This window comes from Clostridium lamae, from assembly GCF_033043255.1.
Lineage (GTDB): Bacteria > Bacillota > Clostridia > Clostridiales > Clostridiaceae > Clostridium > Clostridium lamae.
The window spans coordinates 40015-66286 of record NZ_JASCQJ010000018.1; the positions used below are offsets into that span (position 1 = coordinate 40015).

Below are 26272 nucleotides of genomic sequence, written 5' to 3' on the forward strand. Positions count from 1 at the left end.
TTATCATAAAAAATGCAAATAAATTTTATATTAAATAAGAGCCAGTATTTAACTGACTCTTGTTTATTAATTATTATTTGTATTATTTCCTTGGTTTTGTGAAGAATTTGCTCCATTATTATTCTCATTGTCTGGGGACTCTTCTTTTTCTGATTTCTTAGTTTTAATTTTTACAGATTCGCCATCTTTTATAGTTTTAGTGAAACTATCAACCAAATCTCCATTGCCTATTAACTCATAACTAATTCCATTTTCAACCAAAATACCTGTAGCCTCATCTACTGTCATATCTTTTGATATTAAGGAAGATATATCAACTTCATATTTCCCTACTGTTATTGTAATATCTGACCCTTCCTTAATTGTTGTTGGATTAATACTTTGATCTAAAACTATTCCATCCTCATTTTTATTGCTTGTAGCTTGCTCTTTAACATTTACCTTAAGCCCTTTTAATGCTTCTTGAGCCTCAGATAAAGTTTTACCCCTAACATCCACTACATCAACAAATTTCGTTTCTGGTCCTTTACTAACTACTATTTCTATATTAGTATTTTTGCTTATTTTTGTTCCTGCAGTAGGTGTCTGACTTATTAGATAGCCTACATCTATATCATCATTATACTCTTCTTTTATAGTATAATTGGTTAATTCATCTGATTTCAATATTTGTTCAATATTTGTTTTTTCATAATTTCTAAAATCACGCATTAGAATTTCTTCTTCACCAGATGAAACTATTACATTAATTATAGTACCTTTTTTAACCTTCATACCAGCCTTAGGATCTGTTTCTAGTATTGTATTTTCAGGTTTATCACTTTTTGCTGTAGATTTTACTTCTATTGTTAATCCTAATTCCTCTACTTCTTTTTTAACATCATCAGTTAATTTACCTACTATGTTAGGTACCACAACCTCATTGTTACTTCCGCCCCCCCTTGCTAAGAAGAAACCAATAGAGCCTAAAATTATAATCGCTGCTATTATTCCAATTGTAGTTAATATTTTCTTTAATCCAGATTTATTTTTTTTCTTTTTAGGCTTTTCATCATCATAATCATCATAATCTTCATCGTCATCATAATCTTCATCATCATAATATTCATCTTCAACCTTAGAAACACCTGATGTCTTTGAAGTATTAATTGGTGTCATAATAATAGTTCTATCATTATCACTTTCACTTATACTATCCCCTATAATAACATCAGGATTAGCTTGTATTTTTTGTAAATCTTGAATTATATCTTTAGCGTTCTGATATCTTTTAATAGGCTCTTTTTGCATTGCCTTAAGTATTAATTTATTTAAGCTATCTGGAATAGAAGAATTTATATTTTTAGGAGGAACAGGCTCTTCTTGTAAATGCTTTAATGCAACTGTAACTGGTGAATCACCTTCAAAAGGTAATCTTCCTGTTACCATTTCATATAGTACTATTCCAAAAGAATATATATCTGATCTAAAATCTATATAAGTACCTTTTGCTTGCTCAGGTGAAAGGTAATGAGCAGACCCAATAATACTTGTAGTGTTAGTTATTGTTTGTGTATCAGTGGATTTTGCTATACCAAAGTCTGCTACTTTAACTTCTCCAGATTCTGTAACCAAAATATTTTGTGGCTTAATATCCCTATGAATGACATTATTCTTATGAGCACAATCTAAAGCTTTTGCAATTTGCAATGCTATTTTTATAGCTGTACTATAATTAAGTTTTCCACTAAAATTAATTAGTTCCTTTAAAGTTTTTCCACTTACATATTCCATTACTATATAATCTGTTTTATCTTGACTTCCGACATCCAGTACATTGACTATATTGGCATCTGATAAATTTGCAATTGCAGTTGCTTCTCTTTTAAACTTTTGTGCTATATCTTCATTATCAGCAAATTGCTTTTTTAATATTTTAACTGCAACAAATCTGTTTAATTTATTACATTTAGCTTTATATACTTCTGCCATTCCACCTTCGCCTATTTTTTCAAGAAGCTCATATCTACCACCTAAAATAATTCCCTTCATGCTACACCTCTCCTCCAAATAACATTACAGTTATATTGTCTCTTCCACCATTAAACTTTGCACTTTCTACTAGTTTTTCACAAATATTCTGTAATTCCTTTTCTTCTATCTTAAATGATTTAATAATATCTAAACTAACTTCGTTACTTAATCCATCACTACATAGTAAGAAATAATCATACTCATCCTTTCTTACTTCAAATATATCAACTTCAACATCTTCTTCAATTCCAATAGATCTTGTAATAACATTTCTTCGTGGATGATTAATTGCTTGTTCAAAAGAAATGCTACCACTATCTATAAGTTCTTGTACTAATGAATGATCCTTGGTTATCTTTATTATCTTATCATCCTTTATTCCATAACAAGAACTATCTCCAATATTTGCTACTAGAGTAATATCTTTTGTAATCAGACACGCTACTAAAGTAGTTCCCATTCCTGTATATGTGTCTGAACAATGTGAAAGATTAAAAACTTTCAAGTTAGCATGCTTTACTGCCCTCTCTAATAATTCTCTGTAGTTATACAGATTCATATTATCTCTTATGTATTTTATGAAGGACATAGAGGCCGTCTTGCTAGCAATTTCGCCAGCATTATGGCCTCCCATACCATCTGCTAAAACACAAATTTTATAATTCTCATCTTCATAGAAATCTGCGTAATCCTCATTTAAGTTTCTTACATTTCCTAAATCACTTTTTATACCAATCACCAGCACCCACTCCTCTAATTCTGAGTCTTTAAGAAGTTTCTCCTTAATTGACCGCAAGCAGCATTAATATCGTTACCCATTTCTTTTCTAACTGTCACATCTAGACCATGGTCACTGACTATTTTTTCAAATTCTTCTATAGTCTTTTTTGAAGGTCTCTTTAATGTATTTTCTTTAATTTCATTTACAGGTATTAAATTTATATGACATTGTCTTCCCTTTAATAATTTTGACAATGCTTTTGCATCTTCTTTACCATCATTTATCCCTGAAACTAAAGAGTATTCAAAGGATATTCTTCTACCAGTCTTTTCAAAATAATAATCACACGCTTCTAAAATTTCTTTAATAGAATATTTTCTCGCAATTGGCATTATTGCTCTTCTCTTTTCATCACTAAAAGCATGTAGGGATATTGCTAATGTTATACTATATCCTTTATCTGCTAATTCATAAATTTTTGGTACAATTCCACAAGTAGAAAGAGTTATATGTCTTTGCCCAATATTTAAACCATATTCAGCATTAACTAAATCTAGGAATTTAGTTACATTATCATAGTTGTCTAAAGGCTCTCCACTTCCCATTAATACTATATTGGAAATTCTTTCACCTAGTACTTTTTGAGCTACAATAACTTCTGCTAAAATTTCTCCAGCTGTTAGATTTCTTACCCTACCTTCTAAAGTTGAAGCACAGAATGTACATCCCATTCTACATCCTACCTGAGTTGAAATACAAATTGTATTCCCATAATTATATTTCATTATTACACTTTCAATAATATTTCCATCCTTGAAAGCAAAAAGTATCTTTTTAGTTTCATCAACTGTAGAATTGTAATCTCCAACTACTTCAGGAACACCTATATAAAAATTCTCCTTAAGCTTTTCAATTAAAGCTTTAGGTAAATTTTTCATATCATCAAATTCCCAAACATTATTATATATCCAAGAAAAAACTTGTTTTGCTCTAAAAGAACTTTCTCCATTTTCCTTTAACCATTTTGAAACTTCTTCTAAACTATAATCTAAAATATTTTCCATTCTATCACCTATTTCATTTTCTTTATTTTTCCTATAAAGAAACCATCCATAGAATCATTTGGTAGTATAGTTAAACTTTTATCTGCATTATATATAAAGTTATTATTATTACCTAGATATATATTTTCTATTTCTGCATCACTATGTTTATCTAAAAACCACTTTAAGTTTTCCTCATTTTCTTCTTTATTTAATGTACATGTAGAATAAATCATAATTCCACCTGGTTTTAAATATTGCCAAGCATTTTCCATTATATCCCTTTGTACTTTAACTAAATCCCTTAAATGTTGTCTTGTCTTATTCCATTTTATTTCTGGTTTCTTTCTAATAATACCAAGACCTGAACAAGGTACATCGATTAATACCTTATCTCCATAGCATATATATTCTGGATTAAGTTTTGTTGCATCCATTTCCTTGCAAATTATATTAGTTAATCCAAGCCTCTTTGCATTTTCCTCAATTAAAGATAATTTATTTTCATGTAAATCAAAGGCTACAACTTCTCCTGTATTTCCCAATAGTTCTCCTATATGAGTAGTTTTGCCACCTGGTGCAGCACATAAATCTAAGACTTTCTCTCCCTCTTTTAAATCAAGTAGTGGTGCCACTAACATTGCACTTTCATCCTGAACAGTAATTAATCCTTCATTAAAGAGTTCGTTATTTTCGACTCCTTTTCCCCCATCAATTGCAATCGCTTCTGGACAAGCGTATCCCTCTTCTATCTTATAACCGATTTCTTCTAATTTTTCATAAACTTCGTCAAATTCACCTTTAAACTCATTAACTCTAACTGTTACTTTAGGAGTTTCATTTAAACCAGCCATGATTTTCATAGTTCTTTCTTCACCATATTGTTTTATGAATAATCTTATCATCCATGGTTGGAAAGAAAACTTATAAGCAAGCTCATCTATTCTATTCCCAGGAACAATTATTTCTTTTTCATCCCTAATATAGTTTCTTAAAATTCCATTAACAAGCTTAGATGCTTCAAGTGAAACTTCCTTTGCTTCTTCTACTGCTTCGTTACAAGCTGCATACTCTGGTATCTTATCTAAGAAATACATTTGATATATAGCTACTCTCAAAATATTTAAGACAGTAGAGTCTAGCATATTTATATCTTTGACAAAATTTCCTATTATTACATCAAGAGTTCTTTTTCTTCTTAAAGTACCATAGACTATCTCTGTAATAAGTCCCTTATCCTTATCATCCATATCGTGTTTATTTAATTCCATTGATAAAATTAAATTAGAATAAGCTCCTTCTTCTAATACTCTTTGTACTATTTGTCTTGCAATTTTTCTACTATTCATCCTTCTACCTCATTAATTATCATTATATCTGTTGTTTAAAGCTATTAATCTTATTAATTGAGAAATAGCCATTAATGTTGCCGCAATATAAGTCATCGCAGCTGCATCTAATACCTTCTGTGCTCCCTTTAACTCATCACCATATAAAAAATTTCTAGTTTTTAATATATTTAATGCTCTTGTTGATGCATTAAATTCTACAGGAAGAGTTATAAGTTGATAAATTACTGCTCCCCCAAAGAATATAATACCTATCTTCGCAAACAAAGGAAACCCTAAAAAAATCCCTATTATAAATAACCACATAGATAAATTACTTACAACATTAACTGCTGGAGCAATTTTAGTTCTTAGAACTAAAGGTGCATAATTTGTTTGATGCTGTATTGCATGCCCACACTCATGAGCTGCTATTCCTGCAGCTGCCACAGTTGCACCATCATATACCTCTGGCGAGAGCCTTATCACTCTTGAAGATGGATCATAATGATCACCTAATTGTTTACTATACCTTTCAATTCTAATATCAAAAAGTCCAGCTCCATCTAAAATACTTCTTGCAACTTCACTACCAGTAGCACCACTTGCTATTCTAACTTTTTTATACTTTTTATAGGCATTATCTATCTTAAATTGTGCCCAAAAAGCTATAATTATAGCTGGTATTAATAAAAAATAAGTTGAATCAAAATAAAATCCTGGATAAAACATATATCCATCTCCTTCATACTTTTTTAATAAAGCTTGTTATTTACCTTTATCTCATTTCCATTAATATATTGTTCTATAGTTAATGGCTTTCCATTTGGGAATTGTATCTTTTTAATTAATATTACCCCATCCGAAGTAGCAACTTTAATCCCATCTTTTGAAACACCAACTATAGTTCCAGGCTCCTTGTTTGTATTTTCATTTAAAATCTTACTTTCATAAATTTTCATAGGTTTATCTTCATAGTTAGTGTATGCAATTGGCCATGGATTAAGCCCTCTAATTAAATTATGAATATCTTTAGCTGAATTATTCCAATTAATTAATGCCAATTCTTTATTTAACATTTTAGCATAAAAAGTTTCTCCTATTTGCTTTTCAGGTACAATAGTTTTATTGTATAAACCTTCTATAGTTTTAATTAATAAATCTGAACCTCTTTCCATTAAAATATCGTGAAGGTTACCTGCAGTCATATCTTCTGATATTTCAACTTCATCCTTGAGCAACATATCCCCAGTATCTAATCCTACATCCATTAACATTGTAGTATTACCTGATTTCTTTTCTCCTTTTATTATTGCCCAATTTAAAGGTGCAGCACCTCTATACATAGGAAGTAATGAAGCATGTAAATTAATACAACCAAACTTTGGAATATCTAAGACTTCTTTAGTTAAAATTTGACCAAAAGCTACAACGATAATAAAATCTGGTTCTAATTCCTTTAAATAATTTATAGCTTCAATATCATTCTTTAGCTTAGTAGGTTGTAATACTTTTATATCCTGTTCTATAGCCACCTCTTTTACTGGAGAGTATGCTATTTTTTTACCTCTTCCCTTTGGTTTATCTGGTTGAGTAAATACTGCTTCAACTCCAAAAACTTCTATAATTTTTTTTAAAGATGGTACTGCGAAATCTGGAGTTCCCATAAATACTATCTTCATGTTAAGCCTCCTTTGTTATTTTAAATAGTCTATGAATAATTTCCCATTTAAGTGGTCATTTTCATGCAATATTGCTCTTGCTAAAAGCTCTGTTGCCTCTAAAACAAATTCTTCTCCCTTTTCATTTAGTGCCTTTACTTTAACATAATTCGGACGCTCAACATCTGCTGATTCTCCTGGAACGCTAAGACAGCCTTCTTCTCCTAATTGAGTACCTGAAACTTCTAATATTTCTGGATTTATAAACACTCTAAGGCCGTAATCATCAAAAACATCTATTACAAATATTCTTTGAAGTATTCCTACTTGCGGTGCAGCTAAACCAACACCGTCAGCCTCATACATTGTCTCAGCCATATCTTTTATTAACTTTAAAGTTCTTGGTGTAATTTCAGTTACATCCTTACATTTCTTTCTTAAAACTTCATCACCATTTATTCTAATATTTCTAATTGCCATAAATTTTTCTTACCTCCTAAGTCAAACTATTTGGATTAATATCTATAGTTACTTTTATTTCATTATATACATTCTTATTTAATTGATAAAGGTTATCTTTAATTTTTTTACAAAAATCTAAAGATAAATCTCCTTTAAATATTATTTGCCATCTAAAATTATCTTTTATTTTTGATATTATACATGGAACCGGCCCTAACATTTCTATGTTTAATTCATCTTCATTTATCTTACTTAATTCTTCTCTCAATAAATTCATAAAAGATTTCAATGCTCTTTCATTTTTTGATGAAGCATTTATTAATAGTATTCTACCAAAAGGAGGATAATACATCAAACCTCTAGTTGTAAATTCCTCATTATAAAAACCATTATAATCATGATTCTTTGCATAATTCAGACTATAGTGATTAGGATTATAAGTTTGAAGAATTACCTTTCCTTCCTTATCTCCTCTGCCTGCTCTACCAGAAACTTGAGTTATAATTTGAAAGGTTCTCTCTGCTGAACGATAATCTGGCATATTTAATGACATATCAGCAGCTAATATCCCCACTAATGTTACATTTTCAAAATCTAACCCTTTAGATATCATTTGTGTACCTATTAAAATATCTGCTTCTCCATTTTTAAATGAATTATATATAGCTTCATGTGAGTTTTTTTGTCTTGTAGTATCCATATCCATTCTTAATATTCTAACATCTTTAAAATACTTTCTTACTTCTTCTTCAACTCTTTCAGTACCAGCCCCAAAATGTTTGACATATTTACTCTTACATTTAGGGCAAATCTTTGATTGTCTTTCTCCATGACCACAATAATGACACACTAAGTATCCATTCTTATGAAATGTCATTGAGATATCACATTTAGGACATTTAAAAACATACCCACAACTTCTACAAGATACGAAGGTAGAAAATCCTCTCCTATTTAAAAATAAAATAATCTGTTCTTTTCTACTGAGAGCTTCTTTCATTTCCAAAAAAAGCTTCTTACTAAACATAGAAATATTTCCACTATTTAATTCTTCTCTCATATCTATTATTTCTATTTCAGGCATAGGTTTATTATCAATACGACTATTTAATTCTACGAGTTCAATTTCTCCAGATATAGCCCTATAATAAGTTTCTATTGATGGTGTTGCCGATCCTAAAATCACTTTACACCCTTTAATTTCACTTATAAATTCAGCAACATCTCTAGTAACATATTTAGGATTTTGTTCAGATTTATACGTATTTTCATGTTCCTCATCTATTATAATTATACCTAAGTTTTGCAATGGCAAAAATAGTGCGCTTCTAGCTCCTATTACAACCTTTGCCCTTCCTTCTTTAACCCTATACCACTCATCATACTTTTCCCCATCAGAAAGCTTACTATGAAAAACTGCTACTTCTTTTCCAAATCTTCCTTTAAATCTTTCAATCATTTGTGGTGTTAAAGAAATTTCTGGTACTAAAATTATAGATGATTTCCCACTATTAACTGCACTCTTTACAAGTTGCATATAAATCTCTGTTTTCCCTGATCCAGTTACACCTTTTAACAAAATTACATTTTTCGATGACTTTTCAATTTTATCAATCGCAATAATCTGATCTTCAGTTAATTTTTTTTCTCTATAATCAATATATTCTCTAATATTATATCTGTATACTATTTCTTCCTCTACTTTTAAATAGCCTTCTTTAATCAGTTTATTTATTTTATACATTGATAATCCATATTGTTTAGTTAATTCTGCCTTATTATATTTACCATTATTTTGCCTGATAAAATTCAAAACATCTTCATACTTTATTGTGACTTCTTCTGGTATTTCTATATCTCCCATAGCAACTACAAGCTTATACTTATTATTAATTCCTTTTAGTACACCTTGAGGAATAAGAAGTCTAATTCCATCAATATACTTACATAAATAATTCACTTTTAAAAATTCTACTAATTTTATATCATCTTTAGTTAATACAGGTTCTGTTCTTGCTATAGCCTTAATCTTTTTAATTCTTATTCCAACTATTTCATCTTCTTTTATAGATAATATAAAACCATCTACAATAGAATTTTTAGCACCAAAAGGTATCTTTACCCATTGTCCCATATGAATTTCTTTTTGTAATTCTTCTGGAACTTCATAAGTAAAGGGTCTATCTATCTCTAACGCATCACTATTAATAACAATTTCTGCATATGTTTTCAAATTCATCACCCTTTTATTAGGTTGTTTTATACTCTATATAAAAGAAAGCGCATTTTAGCGCTTTCTTAATATAGTTTCAAAGATTTTTGATGCAACTTTTCTTTTACTCATCTTATCTAAATATATCTCTTCTCCATCCTTGCTAATGATAATAACCTTATTATCATCACTAGCAAATCCAGTATCACTACTTGTTATATCATTTGCCACAATGAAATCTAAGTTCTTTTTAATAAGCTTTTTCTTTGCATTTTCAACAACATCATTACTTTCAGCTGCAAAACCAACTAATATTTGATGTTCTTTTTTTTCACCTAATATTTTTAATATATCATTATCTCTTACAAATGTTAAAACTAAATCTTCATCGCCTTTTTTAATTTTTTTATTACTATAATTTTTTATTTTATAATCAGCAACAGCTGCAGACTTAATTACTATATCACTACTTTTATAATTATCTAAAATTGCATTTTTCATCTCTTCATTTGTAGTAATATTAATCACCTTAATTCCCTGTGGAGGAGTTAAATTTGTAGGTCCTGAAACTAAAACAACATTAGCTCCCCTATCCCTAGCTTCTTCTGCTAAGAAATAACCCATCTTCCCAGTAGATCTATTTGTTAAAAATCTTACAGGATCTATATTTGAATGAGTAGGTCCTGCACTAATTAGAACATTTTTACCAAGTAAATCTTTTGGTATATCTTTACTTTCTAATGCATCTAATACACTATCAATAATTGTATTAACATCTGCTAGTTTTCCTTTTCCTTCATCTCCACAAGCAAGTAAACCTGAAGCTGGTTCTATAAATTCATAGCCAAGATCCTTTAGCTTATTAATATTTTTTTGAACTATTGAATTCTCATACATATTTGTATTCATCGCTGGAGCAAAAATAACCTTTGCTCGCGTAGCCATGATAGTTGTGGATAACATATCATCTGCTATTCCATTGGCAATCTTTCCAATAATATTAGCAGTTGCAGGGGCCACTAAAAACACATCGGCTCTTTTGGCTAAAGAAATATGTTGAATCTCATAAGCCTTAGGTTCTGCAAACATATCTGTCACAACCATATTTTGACTAAGAGATTGAAATGGTAATGGTGTAACAAATTTTGTTGCAGATTCTGTCATAATTACTCTTACATCAATATCTTTCTTTCTTAGTGCACTTACAACATCTAATGCTTTATAAGCAGCAATTCCTCCGCTAACTCCTATACACACACATTTTTTTTCATTCATTTACTTAAAACCCTCTTTTTCAGGAACAGGTTCATAACCTACTTCTCCTTCATTAACTTCATTAATAGCTATAGTAAGTGGTTTTTTTGATTTTGTTGCCACTAATGGTTCACTACCATTAATTATTTGTCTAGCTCTCTTTGAAGTAAGAATTACTAATGAATATCTGTCGTCTACCTTTTTTAGTAAATCCATAATTGATGGATTAATCATAGAGTTGTTCATGAATTAAGCCCTCCTTAGAATCTAATATTGTATTTTCCTTTATTCTATCAACTCTGCATTTTTCAGCTGCTATAATTGATTCTACCTTTTCTACTGCTATATCTAATTCATCATTAACTACAGCATAATTATATTTTGAAACATAATTAATTTCCTTATAAGCATTTTTAAATCTAGTCATTAAGGATTCTTCTGTTTCACTGCCTCTTTTAATTATTCTTTGTTTTAATTCTTCCATTGATGGAGGAAGTATAAAGATAAAAACTCCTTCTTTAAAGTTCTCTTTAACTTGTAATGCTCCTTGTATATCTATTTCTAAGATAACATCTTTTCCTTCATCTAACATTTTTTCTACGTTTACCTTTGGAGTACCATAGAAGTTCCCATGAACATTTGCATATTCTAAGAAACCATTTTTCTTAACTTTTTCTTCAAAAGCCTCTCTAGATAAAAAGTAATAATTTATCCCCTCAACCTCTCCTTCTCTAGGAGCCCTTGTTGTTGCAGAAACAGATATATAAATATTATTATGCTTTTCTAATAAAGCTTTACAAATAGTTCCTTTTCCTGCTCCTGATGGACCTGAAATAACTATTAATACACCTCTATTACCTTGCATTATTCGTCAACCTCATCTACTGCTTCATCTTTCACCACTAATCTATGTGCAACAGTTTCTGGTTGAACTGCTGATAGAATAACGTGATCACTGTCAGTAATTATAACAGCTCTAGTTCTTCTTCCATATGTTGCATCTATAAGCATACCTCTATCTCTTGCTTCTTGTATTATTCTTTTTATTGGTGCTGACTCCGGACTTACTATAGCAACAAGTCTATTAGCTGATACTATATTTCCAAATCCAATATTAATTAATTTTATTCCCATTACTTTCCTCCTGATTACTCGATATTTTGCACTTGTTCTCTTATTTTTTCTATTAGATTTTTTATGTTAATGACATAATTAGTCATATCCATATCACTTGATTTAGAGGCTATAGTATTTGCCTCTCTATTCATTTCTTGAATTATAAAGTCAAGTTTCCTTCCAATCTGTCCACCCTCATTAAAGGTAATTCTTATTTGGTTTAAATGACTTTTTAACCTTGTAATTTCTTCATCAACAGCAGCTTTATCTGAAATTATTGCAACTTCTTGTGCAATTCTATTTTCATCTATATCTACCATTTCTAATAACTCTTTAAGTCTTATCTCTAATTTTTTCTTATATGTGTTTGGTATTACATCTGCAATTTCTTCTATGCTTTTAACTATGGATTCTATTTCATCTAGTTTATATAATATATCTTCTTTAAGTTTTTCACCTTCAACCACTCTCATATTATCCATCATATCTAAAGATGATATTATAAGTGGTTTTATTAATGCCCATATTTCTTCAATTGAATCTTCTTCTTCAACGATATCAATAACATCAGGAAACCTCGCTATTTGAGTAGCTGTAATATCATTTTTAACTCCAATTTTTTCTTCTATCTCTTTTAAACAATTATAATAACTCTGAGCTAGACCTAAATTAAGTTTTGCTACCCCTTCTCCTTTAGAGTAACTTTTTTGATTAATAAATATATCTACTTTACCTCTAGAAAGTTTTGAATTCACTAGTTTTCTTATTTCTTCCTCTAATGAGATAATACTTTTTGGCAGCCTAACATTAACATCTAAATATCTACTGTTGACGCTTTTCATTTCCACCGAAAACAAATGTTTACTTCCTTCATCATTACTAGCCCTTCCAAAGCTAGTCATACTTTTAACCATATATTCCTCCACGGTTTTCTAAATTTTTATTAATACTAGTTTGAATAACCTTAATATAATTTATTTATAATATGTATGTCAATGATTTGTTCACAAATTGTTAACATTTACTCAAATAAAAATGTTATACTCCATTAATAATACAGAATATAACATCTATTTGAATGTATGCGTATAAATTTGTATTAAACGCGCGCAAAATTAACTTTTGTTGCAAATGAATCTTTTATATCTATTGCTTTTTCACTTGATAAAGCAACTATTAGCTTAATTCTTGCTTTTTGCCCAGGCATACTTTCTTCAAAGAAAACACCTAAATCTTTAAGCATCTTTCCTCCTCCATCATAACCATAGGATTCATACACTCTTCCTTCGAAACATCTAGACACAACAACTACAGGAATATTTTTATTAATAGCTCTCTCAATTCCTTTTACCATAGTAGGTGGAACATTCCCTCTTCCTAAAGCTTCTATTACCAATCCCTTATATCCTCTATCTATAGCAAAGTCTATAAAATCAGATCCCATTCCTGCGACACACTTTATCAATGCTACATCATCTTTTATATTTTCCACATTATATACTCTATGCTTAATGGTTTTTCTATAAAATAGAACTTTATTATTATCAACTATCCCTATAGGCCCAAAATTTGGTGTTTTAAATGCATTAAGTGCCATTGAATTTACCTTTGTAACTTCCGATGCTGAATTAAGCTCTCCATTAAAGCATACTAATACTCCTCTTCCCTTTGCATCTTCTGAAATTGCTGTACAAATAGAAGTAGCTAAATTGAAAGGTCCATCATATCCTAATTCAGAACTACTCCTCATGGCTCCAGTAACCACTATAACCTTCTCTGTATCTATAGTTAGGTCTAAAAAATATGCTGTTTCTTCCAATGTATCTGTTCCATGAGTTAATACTATACCGTGAATATCCTCTCGTTCTATAAGTTTCTTTATAAATTTGCTAAGTTCTAACATATTCTCTATTGTCATATGAGGAGAAGGTTTACTAGAAAAACTATACGATTCAACTTCAGCATAATTTTCAATACCAGTTACCATAGCCATTATTTCTTCACCAGTTAAACTTGGAACAGCAGCTTTAATTCGTTCATCTACTTTCATAGATATAGTTCCACCATTAAATACAACTGCAACTTTTTTCATAATTTCCTCCTAATGTTTATATTAAATAATAATACTGTCATATAAAATTTCTTCACATAACATAAATTTTTCATTTCTCAATTTAATTTATCTTTGTTTACTTTTAATTTACTTAATTTTATGTAACTAAAATAAAACTCTTGGTTTCCCAAAAGTTTAAAGTAAAATTATTTGTTGGTAGGGCGGCGTATCCTACATCTCTTTTTACTGAACTATCAGCGCGTGAGGAGCCATTTCTCACCTCAACAAACCTATAGCATAAATCTACCTTTACATTATATATTTCTTGTATGAATCTTTCAACTTATTTATATTATTGCCATTGAATTAATTTACCGCTAAATAATCTACTATATATTTTCCCATCAGTTATTGGATACATAGTGGATACATATATATAATCCCTTTTATCATTTATATCTATTCCTATTAAAATATTAGTTTCAGCTTTTTTAATAAGCTCTATATGGATTCCATTATCTGTAAGTTTATATACCCCTATATAATCAGGATTTTCAATTATTTCTTTCATACATTCTAGAATATTGCTAGTAATCTTTTTACCTAAATGTTTGCCATGTTTCTTCTTAATATGTTTAATTACTCCTTGAGACGCATAAATGGTACCTGTAAATTTCACCCCTAAATTTTCTGCCATTCTTTCTTTAAAATATCCTACTCTTTTATAGGTATAAAATCTATTTTCCATAATATTATCCCTCAATTCTAAATAGTGTATATTAGCTGTAAAATGCTCTTTATGTATACTATTCATTATACCTATATATATTTACAACTTATTCTAAGGGGAAAAAGAGGTTGGTTTTAAGCCAACCCCAGAAATTATAGTATGATACAAATTAAGCCTCCACTGCCCTCGTTAATAATCTTTTGCAATGTCTTCTGAATTTTACCTTGTACATCTTCAGGCATTTTGTACAACTTATTTTGTAGCCCTTCTCTTATCAATACTTCTAATGGTTTCCCAAACATATTACTTTGCCATAATGATGCTGGATCTTTATCAAATTGTTCCATTAAAGATTTTACAAGTTCTTCGCTCTCTCTTTCGGATCCCATGATTGGACTAATCTCAGTTCTAATATTTGCTTTAATAAAATGTAATGATGGGGCTGATGCCTTTAGTTTAACACCAAATCTGTTGCCTTGCTTAACCATTTCAGGTTCTTCAAATTTCATTTCTGAAAGTTGTGGAGGAACTAGTCCATATCCAGTTTCTCTAACATCAATTAACGCATCTTTAACTTTATCATATTCCTTTTTAGCAAAATTAAGCTCTTTTATTAAGGCTAATAAATCACTTTCACTTTGAACATCTAAATCGCAAATTTCACTTAATATATTATAGAATATTCCATCCTTTGGTTTTAATTTCAAATTAGCTTTTCCTTCACCTAATTTTACTGTATTCATTTCAATTGGAGCTAAATTTTCTTCATCTTTTAATAGATTAACAAATGACTTAATGTCTCTTACTCTATTAACATTTTCACACATTCTTTTAATAATATTAAAGAAATCTTTCTTAAGCCAATTATCTGGCTCTAGCTTCTCAATCCAAGATGGCATATCAATATCTATTTCTTTTACCGGGAATTCCTTAAGTACATGTTTAAAAACATCTTCTACGTCATCTTCATTCATATTTGCTACATCCATAACCTGAACTGTAACATCATATTTATCTTCTAACTCCTTCTTTAGAGTTCTAGTCTCAGGAGAATTTATATGTTTAGTGTTAAGTACAACTATAAAAGGCTTTTTTATTGCCTTTAATTCATCTATGACTCTTTCCTCTGCCTCTAAGTACTCATCTCTTTCAATTCCGGTTATACTTCCATCTGTTGTAATTACAAGCCCTATGGTAGAATGATCAGTGATAACCTTCCTAGTTCCTATCTCTGCTGCATCTTCAAAAGGTATCTCATATTCATACCATGGAGTATTTACCATTTTAGCTTCTTCTCCATCTAGATACCCTACTGCAGCTTTTACAATATAACCAACACAATCTACCATTCTAACCTTAAATTTTATATCTTCATCAATTGTTATTTCAACAGCCTCATTTGGAACAAATTTTGGTTCTGTTGTATGAATGCTTTTACCAGAACCACTTTGAGGCAACTCATCTTTTGCTCTTTCCTTCTTAAAATTGTTTTCAATCTTTGGTATTACCATAAGGTCCATAAATTTTTTAATAAATGTTGACTTTCCAGTTCTAACTGGGCCAACAACACCTACATAAATATCCCCCTGTGTTCTTTCAGCTATATCTTTGTATATATTAAAGCTGTCCATGGTGTACCCTCCTATTTATTTTTAACACTATATATATATTCTAAAAGTTTAAAAAATATACAACTTTTTCCACTTTTTACTTATATATAGTACTATATTATTTAGAGTACAAATATATTACAATAAAAAATGAGAAAAGCATTATGCTTTCCTCATATTAATTTTAATATATTTCATTTTTCTTTTCTCTCTCCATAAGTTCTACAACTGCATCTTTAGGATTCTTGTTATTAAAAAGTATTTTATATAAGATATCAGTAATTGGCATCTCAACATCAAGTTTTTCTTTCAATTCATAAAAAGCCCTACAAGCCTTAATTCCTTCAACTACCATTCCTACATCTTTAATAGCTTCATCTACAGATTCTCCGCTACCAATTAAGAATCCAGCTCTTCTATTTCTTGAATGAAGACTAGTACATGTTACTATTAAATCTCCCATTCCAGTAAGCCCAAGGAAAGTTTCTGGCCTACCACCTAGTTTTATACCAACTCTTACTATCTCTGCCATTCCTCTTGTCATTAGGGCTGCTTTAGAATTATCTCCATAACCTATTCCATCACAAACTCCTGCTGCCAACGCAATAATATTTTTAACTGCGCCACCTATTTCAACACCTACTAAATCGTCATTAGTATAAACTCTAAAGTTCTTATCTATAAATAAATCTTGCACTTCTCTAGTGGCATTCTCATCTTTAGATGAAACTACAACAGTTGTTGGAATATCGAACGCAACCTCTTCAGCATGACTTGGCCCAGATAGAATTACAACTTTATTATCTGGTAATTCTTCTTGTATAACTTGTGATAATCTTAAATTACTTCCTTCTTCTATTCCTTTTGCTATGCTTATAATAACAACATCTTTATCAATCTTACCTTTTAAAGATTTTGCTGCTGTCCTTATTACATGCGAAGGTACAGCTAAAATTACAAAGTTAACATTAATTAATGAATCATCCAAATCATTATAAGCGGTGACATTTTTAGGTATTTTTAGTTCCTTAATATATTTATCATTTTTTCTATTAATATTTATATCATCTACTACAGACTTATCCCTATCATATATGCTAACTTTATTTCCCTTATTAGCTAATAATATTCCTAAGGCAGTACCGAAGCTACCTCCGCCTAAAAAAGCCACATTACTCATAAATTATTCCTTCCTTTCCCTATATTCTATTTGAAGACCAGTACCACTAAAATCAAAACTATCTCTTAATTGATTTTCAAGATATCTCTCATAAGAAAAATGTCTTGCATTTGAATCATTCACGAAGAATATAAATTTAGGTGGTTTTGCTGCCACTTGAGTTGCATAGTAAATCTTCAATCTCTTAAGACTAACTATTGGTGGTTCCTTCATTAACACAGCTTTACTTATTACTTCATTTAGTATTCCAGTTGGAATTCTCTTTGAATAATTATCATAACATTCTTTTGCTATTTCTAATACTTTATGTGTTCTTTGACCTGTCTTTGCAGATATAAATAAGTATTTAGCATACTTTAAGAATTTAAGCTTCATTTCTAAGTCTTCTTTATATCTTTGCATTGTTTTATCATCTTTTTCTATTAGGTCCCATTTATTAACTATAACCATAATAGCCTTATTCATTTCATGAGCGTATCCAATTATTTTTTCATCTTGTTCAGTTACGCCTTCAGTTGCATCTATCATTAATATACATACATCTGCTCTCTCTATAGCAGCATATGTTCTTATTACAGAATATCTTTCTATTTCTTCTTTAACTTTACTCTTTCTTCTAATTCCAGCTGTATCCACTAATATAAATTTACCTATATCAGTTTCTAAAGCGCTATCTATAGAATCTCTTGTTGTTCCTGGAATATTGGAAACAATTAATCTTTCCTCTCCAAGCAATCTATTAATTAAAGAGGATTTTCCTACGTTAGGTTTACCTATCATAGCTATTCTAATAAACTCATCTTCTTCATCTTCGTCATTAAACTTATCAAAGTTCTCTACTACTCTATCAAGCATATCTCCAAGACCTAATCCTTGCGCTGCTGATATAGTTATTGGATCACCTATGCCTAAGTTATAAAATTCCCAAGCATTATCTTCTTCTTTTAAAGAATCAACCTTATTTACTACTAACACAACTTCTTTTTTACTTTTTCTAAGCATACTTGCTACTTCGTGGTCTGCAGGAGTTAACCCCTCTTTTCCATCAACAACAAAAACTATTACATCTGCTGTTTCTATAGCAATGTTAGCCTGCCTTCTCATCTGTTTTACTATTATATCTTCTCTTTCAGGTTCAATACCCCCTGTATCTATCATAGTGAAATTATAATTTAACCATTCAGCTTGAGCATATACCCTGTCTCTAGTTACGCCTGGCGTATCTTGAACTATAGATATTCTCTGTCCTGCTAATTTATTAAATAAAGTAGATTTCCCTACATTTGGCCTTCCAACTATTGCAACTATTGGTTTTCCCATTATTAGTCCTCCTTACAATTTGCATTTATTAAATCAATAAGGTCATCACCTGTATAATCACAAACTACAACCTTAACATTTAAAGCTTCTTCTATGTCATTAATTTTTAAGTCATCTAACATAACCATATCAGCTGGGGCTAATTCATAGCCCTTTCTAAACATGTTACTTGGCATAATTAAATACTCTGTTTTTATCTTACCTTTTAGCTGATCTATTATATCAGTACCCGTTAAAAGCCCTGCTACTGTTATAGTATTTCCAAAGAAGTTGTTAATAACCTTATATACATCTATTTTGATGTTAGAATTATGCTTCATTATAAGGTCTGCTGATCTTTTAATGTCATTGTAAGCTAACTCTCCTGTTACCATAGAAAAACTTCCTTTTAAATCTTTATTTAAAAACTCTAAAGATCTATTAATTACTTCTCTATAGTATCTTATCATTCCTACTCCATCTTCTAATTGATCATATTCTGAGTAAAATTCTTCATTTGGAACATCTATTCCGGCAGTTATATAAAACTCATCTGAAAGTCTTACAAATGGAGCACCAGTTTCGTCAATATACTTCTTTTGTAAATCTTGAATCATCATTATTTCATTTTTTGCTGATTCTTCTGTAAATGTATCTAGCTTAGGTAAATTTTCTCTAAATTTAGTAACTCCTACTGGAACTACTGCAACATTTTTTACATAAGGATATAATTCATATAAATCACTTACTGTTTTTCTTAGTTCCTCACCATTATTTATATTAGGTATACATACAACTTGAGCATGCATTTGAATTTCTGCATCTCTTAGTTTTTTTAGCCTTTCCAAAATAGCTCCAGCAAATCTATTTTTCAGCATTTTAATTCTAAGATCAGGATTCGTGGTATGTACTGAAATATTAATAGGACTAATCTTATATCTTATTATTCTATCTATATCTTCATCCTTCATATTAGTTAAAGTTACAAAGTTTCCTTGTAAAAATGACAGTCTTGAATCATCATCTTTAAAATATAAGGTATCTCTCATTCCTTTTGGATTTTGATCAATGAAACAGAACATACATTTATTTGAACAACTCTTTGCCTTATCCATTATTCCACCTTGGAATTCCAGCCCTAAGTCTTCACCATACTCTTTTTCAATTTCATATTCCCATATTTCTCCGTCTGATTTTTCAATCTCAAGAACAACATCTTCGTCTACGGCCAAAAATTTATAATCTATAATGTCATCTATAGGAGTTCCATTGATTGATATTAATACATCATTAACCTCAATACCAACTTCTTCAGCTATACTGCCCACATCAACTTTTTTTATTAAATTCTTCACTTTTTTTTCACCTCAATATCTATCAATATTATATTATTGACAAAAATTTATATTTATAAAAATCTAGTTATATTTTTGTAGTAATAATTTAAAAATTTATAACATTTTTAATTAAGCATAATCCGCCTAATTTTAATAATCACTTTATGTTATATTACATTATTAATATATTATAGTCAATAAAAAACATCCCCTGAAAGAGGATGTTTTTTAGAATCAATTACTTATTTATTCATTTAAATCAACATAATTACCCTTTTTGGAGAATATTATCCATTCGCAAATATTAGTTACATGATCTCCTATTCTCTCCAAATACTTTGATGCAAAAAGAATCTGAGTCCCTTGATTTATCATACATTCCTCTTTACCCAATTTTTTTAAAACTATACTAAACATCCCTTGATAAATTACATCTACCCTATCATCCATACGGCAGATTTCATAAGCAGCATCCTCATCTCTGTTTATATATGCTTCAATAGATAATTTTATCATATTAGTAACTATATCAACTAGCTCCCAAATCGGCGCTATTTCATCCGAAAAATTTACTCCCTTTACTCTAGGAACTATCTTACATATATCAACCGCATAATCTGCCATTCTTTCAAGATCAGTTACAATTTTAGATGTTGTATAAATACTTCTTAAATCTCTTGCTAATGGTGATTCAGTAGCCATAAATTTTATGCATTTTTCTTCTATGACTTTTTGAAGATCATCTACTTTATCATCATTTTTCATAACTTCTTTTGCTAAATCTACATCTTGATTTTTTAAAGCAGTCATACTTTCATATATTTGCTTTTCAACTAAACTAGCCATTTCGATTAATTCTGAATTAAGCAACTTTATCTTATTACTCATTACTTCTCTCATCATTTTTTATCACCTCTTAATAATTTTAGCCAAATCTTCCAGTAATATAATCTTCAGTTCTCTTATCTTTAGGTTTATAAAAAATATCCTCAGTATCTCCATATTCAATTATTTCCCCACTTAAGAAAAATGCTGTCTTATCTGCAATTCTTCCTGCTTGTTGCATATTATGAGTTACTATTATTACTGTATACTTCTTTTTTAATTCTTCCATTAATTCTTCCATTTTATTAGTAGAGATTGGATCAAGAGCAGATGTCGGCTCATCCATTAATATTATTTCAGGAGAAACTGCTATAGTTCTTGCTATACATAGCCTTTGTTGCTGTCCTCCCGATAAGCCTAAAGCACTTTTCTTTAATCTATCTTTTACTTCATCCCAAAGTGCAGCACCTTTTAGACTTCTTTCAACTATTTCATCTAAAGATTTTTTATCCTTTATACCATGTAGTCTTGGCCCATATGCTATATTATCATAAATTGACATTGGGAATGGATTTGGTTTCTGGAAAACCATCCCTACTTTTGTTCTTAATGCAATTACATCTTTGCTTTTATATATATCTTCTCCATCAACCAGGATTTCTCCTTCTATTTTTACATTATCTATTAAATCATTCATTCTATTGATAGTTCTGAGAAAGGTAGACTTTCCACATCCTGATGGTCCTATAAAGGCAGTGACCTTATTTTCTTCTAAATCTATATTTATATTTTTTAAAGCTTTATTATCTCCATAATATAAATTCAAATTTCTAACTTGAATCTTTTTAATCTCTTCTCTTGACATACTCACACCTCTTAGTATTTATAAATTAATAATTTGCCTTATTAAACTTCTTACTTACTACCTTTGCTCCTATATTTAATAAAAGTATTATAACTATTAAAACTATTCCAACTGCTGCTGCTTGCTCAATATCCCCAGCTTCTTGAGTTACTAAATACGATTGAACTGTAAGAGTTCTTGCACTAGACATTATTCCTTTTGGCATCTTTGCCACTGTACCTGCTGTTAATAAAATTGCTGCTGATTCACCAACTACACGTCCAACAGATAATATTGTTCCAACTATTATTCCTGGTATAGCACTAGGGACTATCACTTTATAGAGAGTTTGGAACCTAGTAGCACCAAGACCTAATGATGCTTCCTTATATGAAGGTGGAACTGCCTTCAAAGCTTCTTCTGTAGTCCTAATAATTACAGGTAATATTATAATCGCAACAGTAAGGGATCCTGCAAGCAATGAATATCCAAGCTTTAATGTAACCACAAAAAATATTGATCCGAATAAACCATAGACTATTGATGGTATTCCCGATAAACTTTCCGTTGCAAATCTGATAATTTTAACTATCTTTCCTTGTTTCGCATATTCTGTTAAATAAATAGCTGCTAATATTCCTATTGGAGTTGCTATAATTATTGAAATAAATACAGTATATAAAGTAGACACTATCATAGGTAATATTCCACCATCTCCTGATGCAGAATAATTCTTTGTAATAAAATCTATATTTATTAATCTATATCCCTTTAAGAATATAAATCCTAATATGAATATTAATATTGCTACTGTAATTGTAGCTGATAGCCATACTAATGCTTTTAATAAATTTTCTTTAAATTTTCTCATAACTAGTTACCTTCCTTACTAGAAAGTTTACTTAAAACTAAGTTTAATAATAATATAAATAAGAATAATATCACACCTGTCGCAAATAGCATTTCTTGATGAGTTCCAAATGCATATCCCATTTCTAATGCTATATTAGTAGTAAGTGGTCTTACTGAATCTGTGATTGAACTAGGTATTATAGGTGAGTTTCCTGCTACTAATATTATCGCCATGGTTTCACCAATCGCTCTACCTACACCTAATACTATGGCTGCTAAAATTCCTGATTTTGCTGCCGGAACAACAACCTTAAAAGTAGTTTCTATATGTGAAGCACCTAGGGCTAATGATCCTTCTTTATATGATTTAGGTACTGCTCTAATTGCTGTTTCTGAAACTGTTACAATTGTTGGTAACATCATAATCGATAAAACTATTATTATTGCTAAGAGACTTTGTCCCTTAGGAAGATTGAAAGTATTCATAAGCCATGGAACTATTACTGCTAGACCAAATATACCATACAAAACAGATGGAATCCCTGCTAGAAGTTCAACAGCACCTGAAATAAATTTTCCAACTCTTCTCGGTGCAATTTCTGCTATAAATATAGCAGTCAATATTCCTATAGGCACACCTATTATTACAGATCCTATAGTTGCTAATATAGATGCAATCATCATAGGCATAACTCCATATGTATCAGTACTAGGCAACCATTTACTACCAACAAAAAAGTCAATAAATGAATATCCCTTGCTTATGAATGGAGTTAACCCTTTATAAAAGACAAATCCTATAATTACTAATAAGCTTATTACCGCTATAAGAGCACTTGCTAAAAACACCCCTTTTGAAATACTTTCTATAATATACTTATTATTATTTTTTCTATTAACATTTAACATTCTTATCCTCTCCTATAAAAGTACAAATGCTTATCTTACTCACTTTTAACAAATCAATTATTTAACTGGGATCGCTTTATTATCCTTAACAATACTTTGACCTTCTTCATTTAAAATATAATCAATAAACTTTTGACCTTCTTCACTTAGGCTTCCTTCTTTATTTACTATGATAAATGGTCTTGAAATTTTATACTCTCCAGATTGTACGAGTTCAGCCTTAGGCTCAATATTTTCTACATTTACAATATTTACTTCTTCATCTAAGTACTCAAAAGATACAAATCCTATTGCATTTTTATTACCTACTACAGTTTGTTTGATTGATCCTGTTCCATTTGTTATTAATGCATCTGCTACTAATTCTTCCGATTTATATCCTATTATTTCTTGAAATGCATCTCTAGTCCCTGAACCTTCTTCTCTTGAAACTACTACTATTGGCCAATCCTTTCCACCTTCAATTTGATTCCAATTTGTTATTTTCCCTGTATATATATCTTTAATTTGATCAATTGTTATATTTTTTATTAGATTATTCTTATTTGTTATTATAGCTATACCATCAAAAGCTATTGTTGTTGCTTTTACTTCAGAAGCTTCTTCTGATTTTAATTCTCTCGAAGACATTCCTATATTTGATACCCCATTTATGGCATCTTTTATTCCTGCTGATGACCCTACTTCATTTATTTCTATTGAAATATTTCCGTTATCCTCTTCATATTTTTCCGCTAATTTCCCCATTAAAGGTCCAACAGATGTTGATCCTGAAATTGATATCGTTACTTGTTTTTTAGAGCTTTCTTCATTGCTATTTCTATCAGATAAATTACTTCCACAACCAACAGTACTTACTCCTACTATACCGACTAATAATGCTATTCCTATAAGGTTTAAACCCTTTCTCTTCATGATTTCTCCTCCAAATTAACAATTAACTTTTTATTCCATTACATATCTTATATATTAATATTAATCCCTAAAAGTTAAGTAAATATTAGTTGTGTGTTAAGAAAAGTTATAGTTATGTTAAAGATTTTAACAATTATTTATTTTTAATAATAAAAAAAGGTGTGTTAAAAGCAAATTAAAAAATTCTTTTAACACAACCTCTATAAATCATTATTGAGTAATTTTCTTGATTCTTCTAATTTTAATAGTAAACTTTGTACCTTCATTAATAATTGAATCTACGTATATTTCACCATTAAACATTTTAACAATATGTTTTACTATTGCTAATCCAAGACCTGTCCCACCTTTTGCACGGGATTTGTCTACTCTATAAAATCTTTCAAAGATTCTAGGTAAGTCTTCTGATGGTATTCCAATTCCATTATCTTCAACTTCTATATACTCATAATATTTATTTCTATAAGTCCTTATATTTATTTTTGACTCTTTATTTGAATATTTTATTGCATTTTCCACTAAATTTAACATCATTTGATAGAATTTATCTCTATCTCCAATAAGTTCTTTACTACCATTATTCTCAAAGAATATCTTAACTTCTTTATTGTTTACATGATTAACAAACATATCAATTACTTCTTCAATAACTTCAGAAGGATTAAATTTATCCTCTTTCATTTTATTATTATTTTCTATATTAGATAAAATTAGTATATCGTTTATTAAGGTTGTTAATCTTTCTGCTTCCTTGTCTATAATATCTAAAAACTTATTTCTAGTATTACTGTCTTCAACATATTTTAAAGTTTCTGCAAATCCTTTAATAGAAGTTAATGGAGTTTTTAATTCGTGTGAGACATTTGCAACAAATTGACTTCTAATGTTTTCTAATCTTTTAATATCAGTTATATCTAAAACTGTTGCAACTACTCCTATAGGTATTTTCTTAGAATTAATTATTGGAGCCTTTTTTATTCTAAGTTCCCTAGGAATAGGGTGCATTAATTTTATTTCCTTAGTTTCAATTTCATGAATGCTTCTCATAAATGAAATTATATCATAATCAACAATACATTCTGAAATTTTTTCTCCTATAATATCTTTATTTATACCAAATAAATTTTTAGCATACGGATTAATAAGAATTACATTTTGCTTATTATCTACGGCTATTACTCCACTCTCCATACTCTCTAGTATTGCTTCTAGTTTGTTTTGTTTATCTATGGAGTCTATAACCTTACTTTTAAGCTGCTCTGCCATATTATTAAAAGTATTTGCTAAAGATCCTATTTCATCATTAGTATGTATGTTTACTCTCCTACTATAATCCCCATTAGCAATCTTATTTGTTGCAAGTTCTAATTCTTTTAAAGGATAGATAATTGCTTTAATAAGTTTCAAAGAAAGCCCAATGGATAATAATACAACAAAGAACAGTATTATAAAATAATACTTTATATAGCTTTCATTTATAATCTCTATATTACTTATAGGTACTGAAGATCTAATTACCATATTATCATTTATTTTTGTTGCATAATAAATCACATTAATCCCTTCAGTATTACTATATCTTGTCAAAGAGTATTGTCCCTTTTCAAAAGCTCTAATTATCTCTTCTCTATCAGCATGGTTCTCTAAGTTATCATTTTGTGAGTCTTTTATAACATTGCCTTCTTTATCAACTATTGTGAATCTAACTTGAGACTTATTGATAGTAAATACTTCTAAAGCATTATTATCAAATTCATTATTTTTAATGATTATATCATTATATATTGCTAGAGATTCTTTAGTTTTTTCTATTTCTTTAACATTTAGTAATGCTATGAAAGAAGAAGTTACTACTATTAATGCAAATATTACAGTTATCAATGATGATGCTAATATTCTTTTTTTCAT

At 29.6% G+C, this 26272-nt stretch carries 25 protein-coding genes; all 25 read right to left on the reverse strand.

The window, feature by feature from the left end; genetic code table 11:
• Positions 1–66: 66 nt before the first annotated feature.
• Positions 67–2031 (reverse strand): Stk1 family PASTA domain-containing Ser/Thr kinase, encoded by a 1965-nt coding sequence (gene pknB, locus QK892_RS10220; protein WP_317273447.1) that lies wholly within the window; start codon positions 2029–2031, stop codon positions 67–69.
• Between the two features lies 1 nt (position 2032).
• Positions 2033–2752 (reverse strand): Stp1/IreP family PP2C-type Ser/Thr phosphatase, encoded by a 720-nt coding sequence (locus tag QK892_RS10225; protein WP_317273448.1) that lies wholly within the window; start codon positions 2750–2752, stop codon positions 2033–2035.
• Between the two features lie 14 nt (positions 2753–2766).
• Positions 2767–3798: a 23S rRNA (adenine(2503)-C(2))-methyltransferase RlmN gene (gene rlmN / locus QK892_RS10230; protein WP_317273449.1), complete on the reverse strand. Its 1032-nt coding sequence runs from the start codon at positions 3796–3798 to the stop codon at positions 2767–2769.
• A gap of 8 nt (positions 3799–3806) precedes the next feature.
• The gene (gene rsmB, locus QK892_RS10235) at positions 3807–5126 is read right to left on the reverse strand and encodes a 16S rRNA (cytosine(967)-C(5))-methyltransferase RsmB (protein WP_317273450.1); all 1320 of its coding nucleotides are present in this window, start codon (positions 5124–5126) and stop codon (positions 3807–3809) included.
• Between the two features lie 12 nt (positions 5127–5138).
• Entirely contained in the window at positions 5139–5837 is a 699-nt protein-coding gene (locus QK892_RS10240; protein ID WP_317273451.1) for a zinc metallopeptidase, read from the reverse strand.
• Positions 5838–5860: 23 nt separating this feature from the next.
• A complete protein-coding gene (gene fmt, locus QK892_RS10245) occupies positions 5861–6787 on the reverse strand; it encodes a methionyl-tRNA formyltransferase (protein WP_317273452.1) in 927 nt (308 codons plus the stop codon).
• 15 nt (positions 6788–6802) lie between these two features.
• A complete protein-coding gene (def, locus tag QK892_RS10250) occupies positions 6803–7246 on the reverse strand; it encodes a peptide deformylase (RefSeq protein ID WP_317273453.1) in 444 nt (147 codons plus the stop codon).
• 16 nt (positions 7247–7262) lie between these two features.
• Complete coding sequence (priA, locus tag QK892_RS10255; RefSeq protein WP_394855020.1) at positions 7263–9461, reverse strand: primosomal protein N'; 2199 nt, start codon at positions 9459–9461, stop codon at positions 7263–7265.
• Between the two features lie 54 nt (positions 9462–9515).
• Positions 9516–10715, reverse strand: a complete 1200-nt coding sequence (coaBC, locus tag QK892_RS10260) for a bifunctional phosphopantothenoylcysteine decarboxylase/phosphopantothenate--cysteine ligase CoaBC (RefSeq protein ID WP_317273455.1) — start codon at positions 10713–10715, stop codon at positions 9516–9518.
• On the reverse strand, positions 10716–10940 hold the full coding sequence (rpoZ, locus tag QK892_RS10265) for a DNA-directed RNA polymerase subunit omega (protein ID WP_317273456.1): 225 nt from the start codon (positions 10938–10940) through the stop codon (positions 10716–10718).
• Entirely contained in the window at positions 10921–11559 is a 639-nt protein-coding gene (gmk, locus tag QK892_RS10270; RefSeq protein WP_317273457.1) for a guanylate kinase, read from the reverse strand. The genes rpoZ and gmk overlap by 20 nt, the downstream gene beginning before the upstream one ends.
• Positions 11559–11828 (reverse strand): extracellular matrix/biofilm regulator RemA, encoded by a 270-nt coding sequence (gene remA / locus QK892_RS10275; RefSeq protein WP_042396960.1) that lies wholly within the window; start codon positions 11826–11828, stop codon positions 11559–11561. Before remA ends, gmk begins: the two co-directional genes overlap by 1 nt.
• Positions 11829–11842: 14 nt before the next feature.
• Complete coding sequence (locus QK892_RS10280; protein ID WP_317273458.1) at positions 11843–12724, reverse strand: YicC/YloC family endoribonuclease; 882 nt, start codon at positions 12722–12724, stop codon at positions 11843–11845.
• Between the two features lie 185 nt (positions 12725–12909).
• Positions 12910–13902, reverse strand: coding sequence for an asparaginase (locus tag QK892_RS10285; RefSeq protein WP_317273459.1), 993 nt, complete (start codon positions 13900–13902; stop codon positions 12910–12912).
• A gap of 313 nt (positions 13903–14215) precedes the next feature.
• A complete protein-coding gene (locus QK892_RS10290; protein ID WP_317273460.1) occupies positions 14216–14611 on the reverse strand; it encodes a PBECR3 domain-containing polyvalent protein in 396 nt (131 codons plus the stop codon).
• A 134-nt stretch (positions 14612–14745) separates the two neighbouring features.
• A complete protein-coding gene (gene spoIVA / locus QK892_RS10295) occupies positions 14746–16224 on the reverse strand; it encodes a stage IV sporulation protein A (protein ID WP_317273461.1) in 1479 nt (492 codons plus the stop codon).
• 163 nt (positions 16225–16387) lie between these two features.
• Positions 16388–17383, reverse strand: a complete 996-nt coding sequence (locus QK892_RS10300) for an NAD(P)H-dependent glycerol-3-phosphate dehydrogenase (protein WP_317273462.1) — start codon at positions 17381–17383, stop codon at positions 16388–16390.
• Positions 17384–17386: 3 nt separating this feature from the next.
• On the reverse strand, positions 17387–18703 hold the full coding sequence (gene der / locus QK892_RS10305) for a ribosome biogenesis GTPase Der (RefSeq protein ID WP_317273463.1): 1317 nt from the start codon (positions 18701–18703) through the stop codon (positions 17387–17389).
• A gap of 2 nt (positions 18704–18705) precedes the next feature.
• The gene (locus QK892_RS10310) at positions 18706–20037 is read right to left on the reverse strand and encodes a DUF512 domain-containing protein (RefSeq protein ID WP_317273464.1); all 1332 of its coding nucleotides are present in this window, start codon (positions 20035–20037) and stop codon (positions 18706–18708) included.
• 228 nt (positions 20038–20265) lie between these two features.
• Positions 20266–20922 carry a phosphate signaling complex protein PhoU gene (gene phoU, locus QK892_RS10315; protein ID WP_317273465.1) on the reverse strand — a complete coding sequence of 219 codons (657 nt, stop codon included), beginning with the start codon at positions 20920–20922 and terminating at the stop codon, positions 20266–20268.
• A 22-nt stretch (positions 20923–20944) separates the two neighbouring features.
• A complete protein-coding gene (gene pstB, locus QK892_RS10320) occupies positions 20945–21709 on the reverse strand; it encodes a phosphate ABC transporter ATP-binding protein PstB (protein WP_394855021.1) in 765 nt (254 codons plus the stop codon).
• 25 nt (positions 21710–21734) lie between these two features.
• Positions 21735–22559: a phosphate ABC transporter permease PstA gene (pstA, locus tag QK892_RS10325; RefSeq protein WP_317273466.1), complete on the reverse strand. Its 825-nt coding sequence runs from the start codon at positions 22557–22559 to the stop codon at positions 21735–21737.
• Between the two features lie 2 nt (positions 22560–22561).
• The gene (pstC, locus tag QK892_RS10330) at positions 22562–23449 is read right to left on the reverse strand and encodes a phosphate ABC transporter permease subunit PstC (protein WP_317273467.1); all 888 of its coding nucleotides are present in this window, start codon (positions 23447–23449) and stop codon (positions 22562–22564) included.
• Positions 23450–23506: 57 nt separating this feature from the next.
• On the reverse strand, positions 23507–24364 hold the full coding sequence (locus QK892_RS10335) for a phosphate ABC transporter substrate-binding protein (RefSeq protein WP_317273468.1): 858 nt from the start codon (positions 24362–24364) through the stop codon (positions 23507–23509).
• 210 nt (positions 24365–24574) lie between these two features.
• Complete coding sequence (locus QK892_RS10340) at positions 24575–26272, reverse strand: sensor histidine kinase (RefSeq protein WP_317273469.1); 1698 nt, start codon at positions 26270–26272, stop codon at positions 24575–24577.

Bases quoted from the DNA above. Each gene is read 5' to 3' on its own strand.
- pknB (WP_317273447.1), bottom strand. From the start codon at position 2,031: ATGAAGGGAATTATTTTAGGTGGTAGATATGAGCTTCTTGAAAAAATA.
- rlmN (WP_317273449.1), bottom strand. From the start codon at position 3,798: ATGGAAAATATTTTAGATTATAGTTTAGAAGAAGTTTCAAAATGGTTA.
- rsmB (WP_317273450.1), bottom strand. From the start codon at position 5,126: ATGAATAGTAGAAAAATTGCAAGACAAATAGTACAAAGAGTATTAGAA.
- QK892_RS10240 (WP_317273451.1), bottom strand. From the start codon at position 5,837: ATGTTTTATCCAGGATTTTATTTTGATTCAACTTATTTTTTATTAATA.
- fmt (WP_317273452.1), bottom strand. From the start codon at position 6,787: ATGAAGATAGTATTTATGGGAACTCCAGATTTCGCAGTACCATCTTTA.
- def (WP_317273453.1), bottom strand. From the start codon at position 7,246: ATGGCAATTAGAAATATTAGAATAAATGGTGATGAAGTTTTAAGAAAG.
- coaBC (WP_317273455.1), bottom strand. From the start codon at position 10,715: ATGAATGAAAAAAAATGTGTGTGTATAGGAGTTAGCGGAGGAATTGCT.
- rpoZ (WP_317273456.1), bottom strand. From the start codon at position 10,940: ATGAACAACTCTATGATTAATCCATCAATTATGGATTTACTAAAAAAG.
- gmk (WP_317273457.1), bottom strand. From the start codon at position 11,559: ATGCAAGGTAATAGAGGTGTATTAATAGTTATTTCAGGTCCATCAGGA.
- remA (WP_042396960.1), bottom strand. From the start codon at position 11,828: ATGGGAATAAAATTAATTAATATTGGATTTGGAAATATAGTATCAGCT.
- QK892_RS10280 (WP_317273458.1), bottom strand. From the start codon at position 12,724: ATGGTTAAAAGTATGACTAGCTTTGGAAGGGCTAGTAATGATGAAGGA.
- QK892_RS10285 (WP_317273459.1), bottom strand. From the start codon at position 13,902: ATGAAAAAAGTTGCAGTTGTATTTAATGGTGGAACTATATCTATGAAA.
- QK892_RS10290 (WP_317273460.1), bottom strand. From the start codon at position 14,611: ATGGAAAATAGATTTTATACCTATAAAAGAGTAGGATATTTTAAAGAA.
- spoIVA (WP_317273461.1), bottom strand. From the start codon at position 16,224: ATGGACAGCTTTAATATATACAAAGATATAGCTGAAAGAACACAGGGG.
- QK892_RS10300 (WP_317273462.1), bottom strand. From the start codon at position 17,383: ATGAGTAATGTGGCTTTTTTAGGCGGAGGTAGCTTCGGTACTGCCTTA.
- der (WP_317273463.1), bottom strand. From the start codon at position 18,703: ATGGGAAAACCAATAGTTGCAATAGTTGGAAGGCCAAATGTAGGGAAA.
- phoU (WP_317273465.1), bottom strand. From the start codon at position 20,922: ATGATGAGAGAAGTAATGAGTAATAAGATAAAGTTGCTTAATTCAGAA.
- pstB (WP_394855021.1), bottom strand. From the start codon at position 21,709: ATGTCAAGAGAAGAGATTAAAAAGATTCAAGTTAGAAATTTGAATTTA.
- pstA (WP_317273466.1), bottom strand. From the start codon at position 22,559: ATGAGAAAATTTAAAGAAAATTTATTAAAAGCATTAGTATGGCTATCA.
- pstC (WP_317273467.1), bottom strand. From the start codon at position 23,449: ATGTTAAATGTTAATAGAAAAAATAATAATAAGTATATTATAGAAAGT.
- QK892_RS10335 (WP_317273468.1), bottom strand. From the start codon at position 24,364: ATGAAGAGAAAGGGTTTAAACCTTATAGGAATAGCATTATTAGTCGGT.
- QK892_RS10340 (WP_317273469.1), bottom strand. From the start codon at position 26,272: ATGAAAAAAAGAATATTAGCATCATCATTGATAACTGTAATATTTGCA.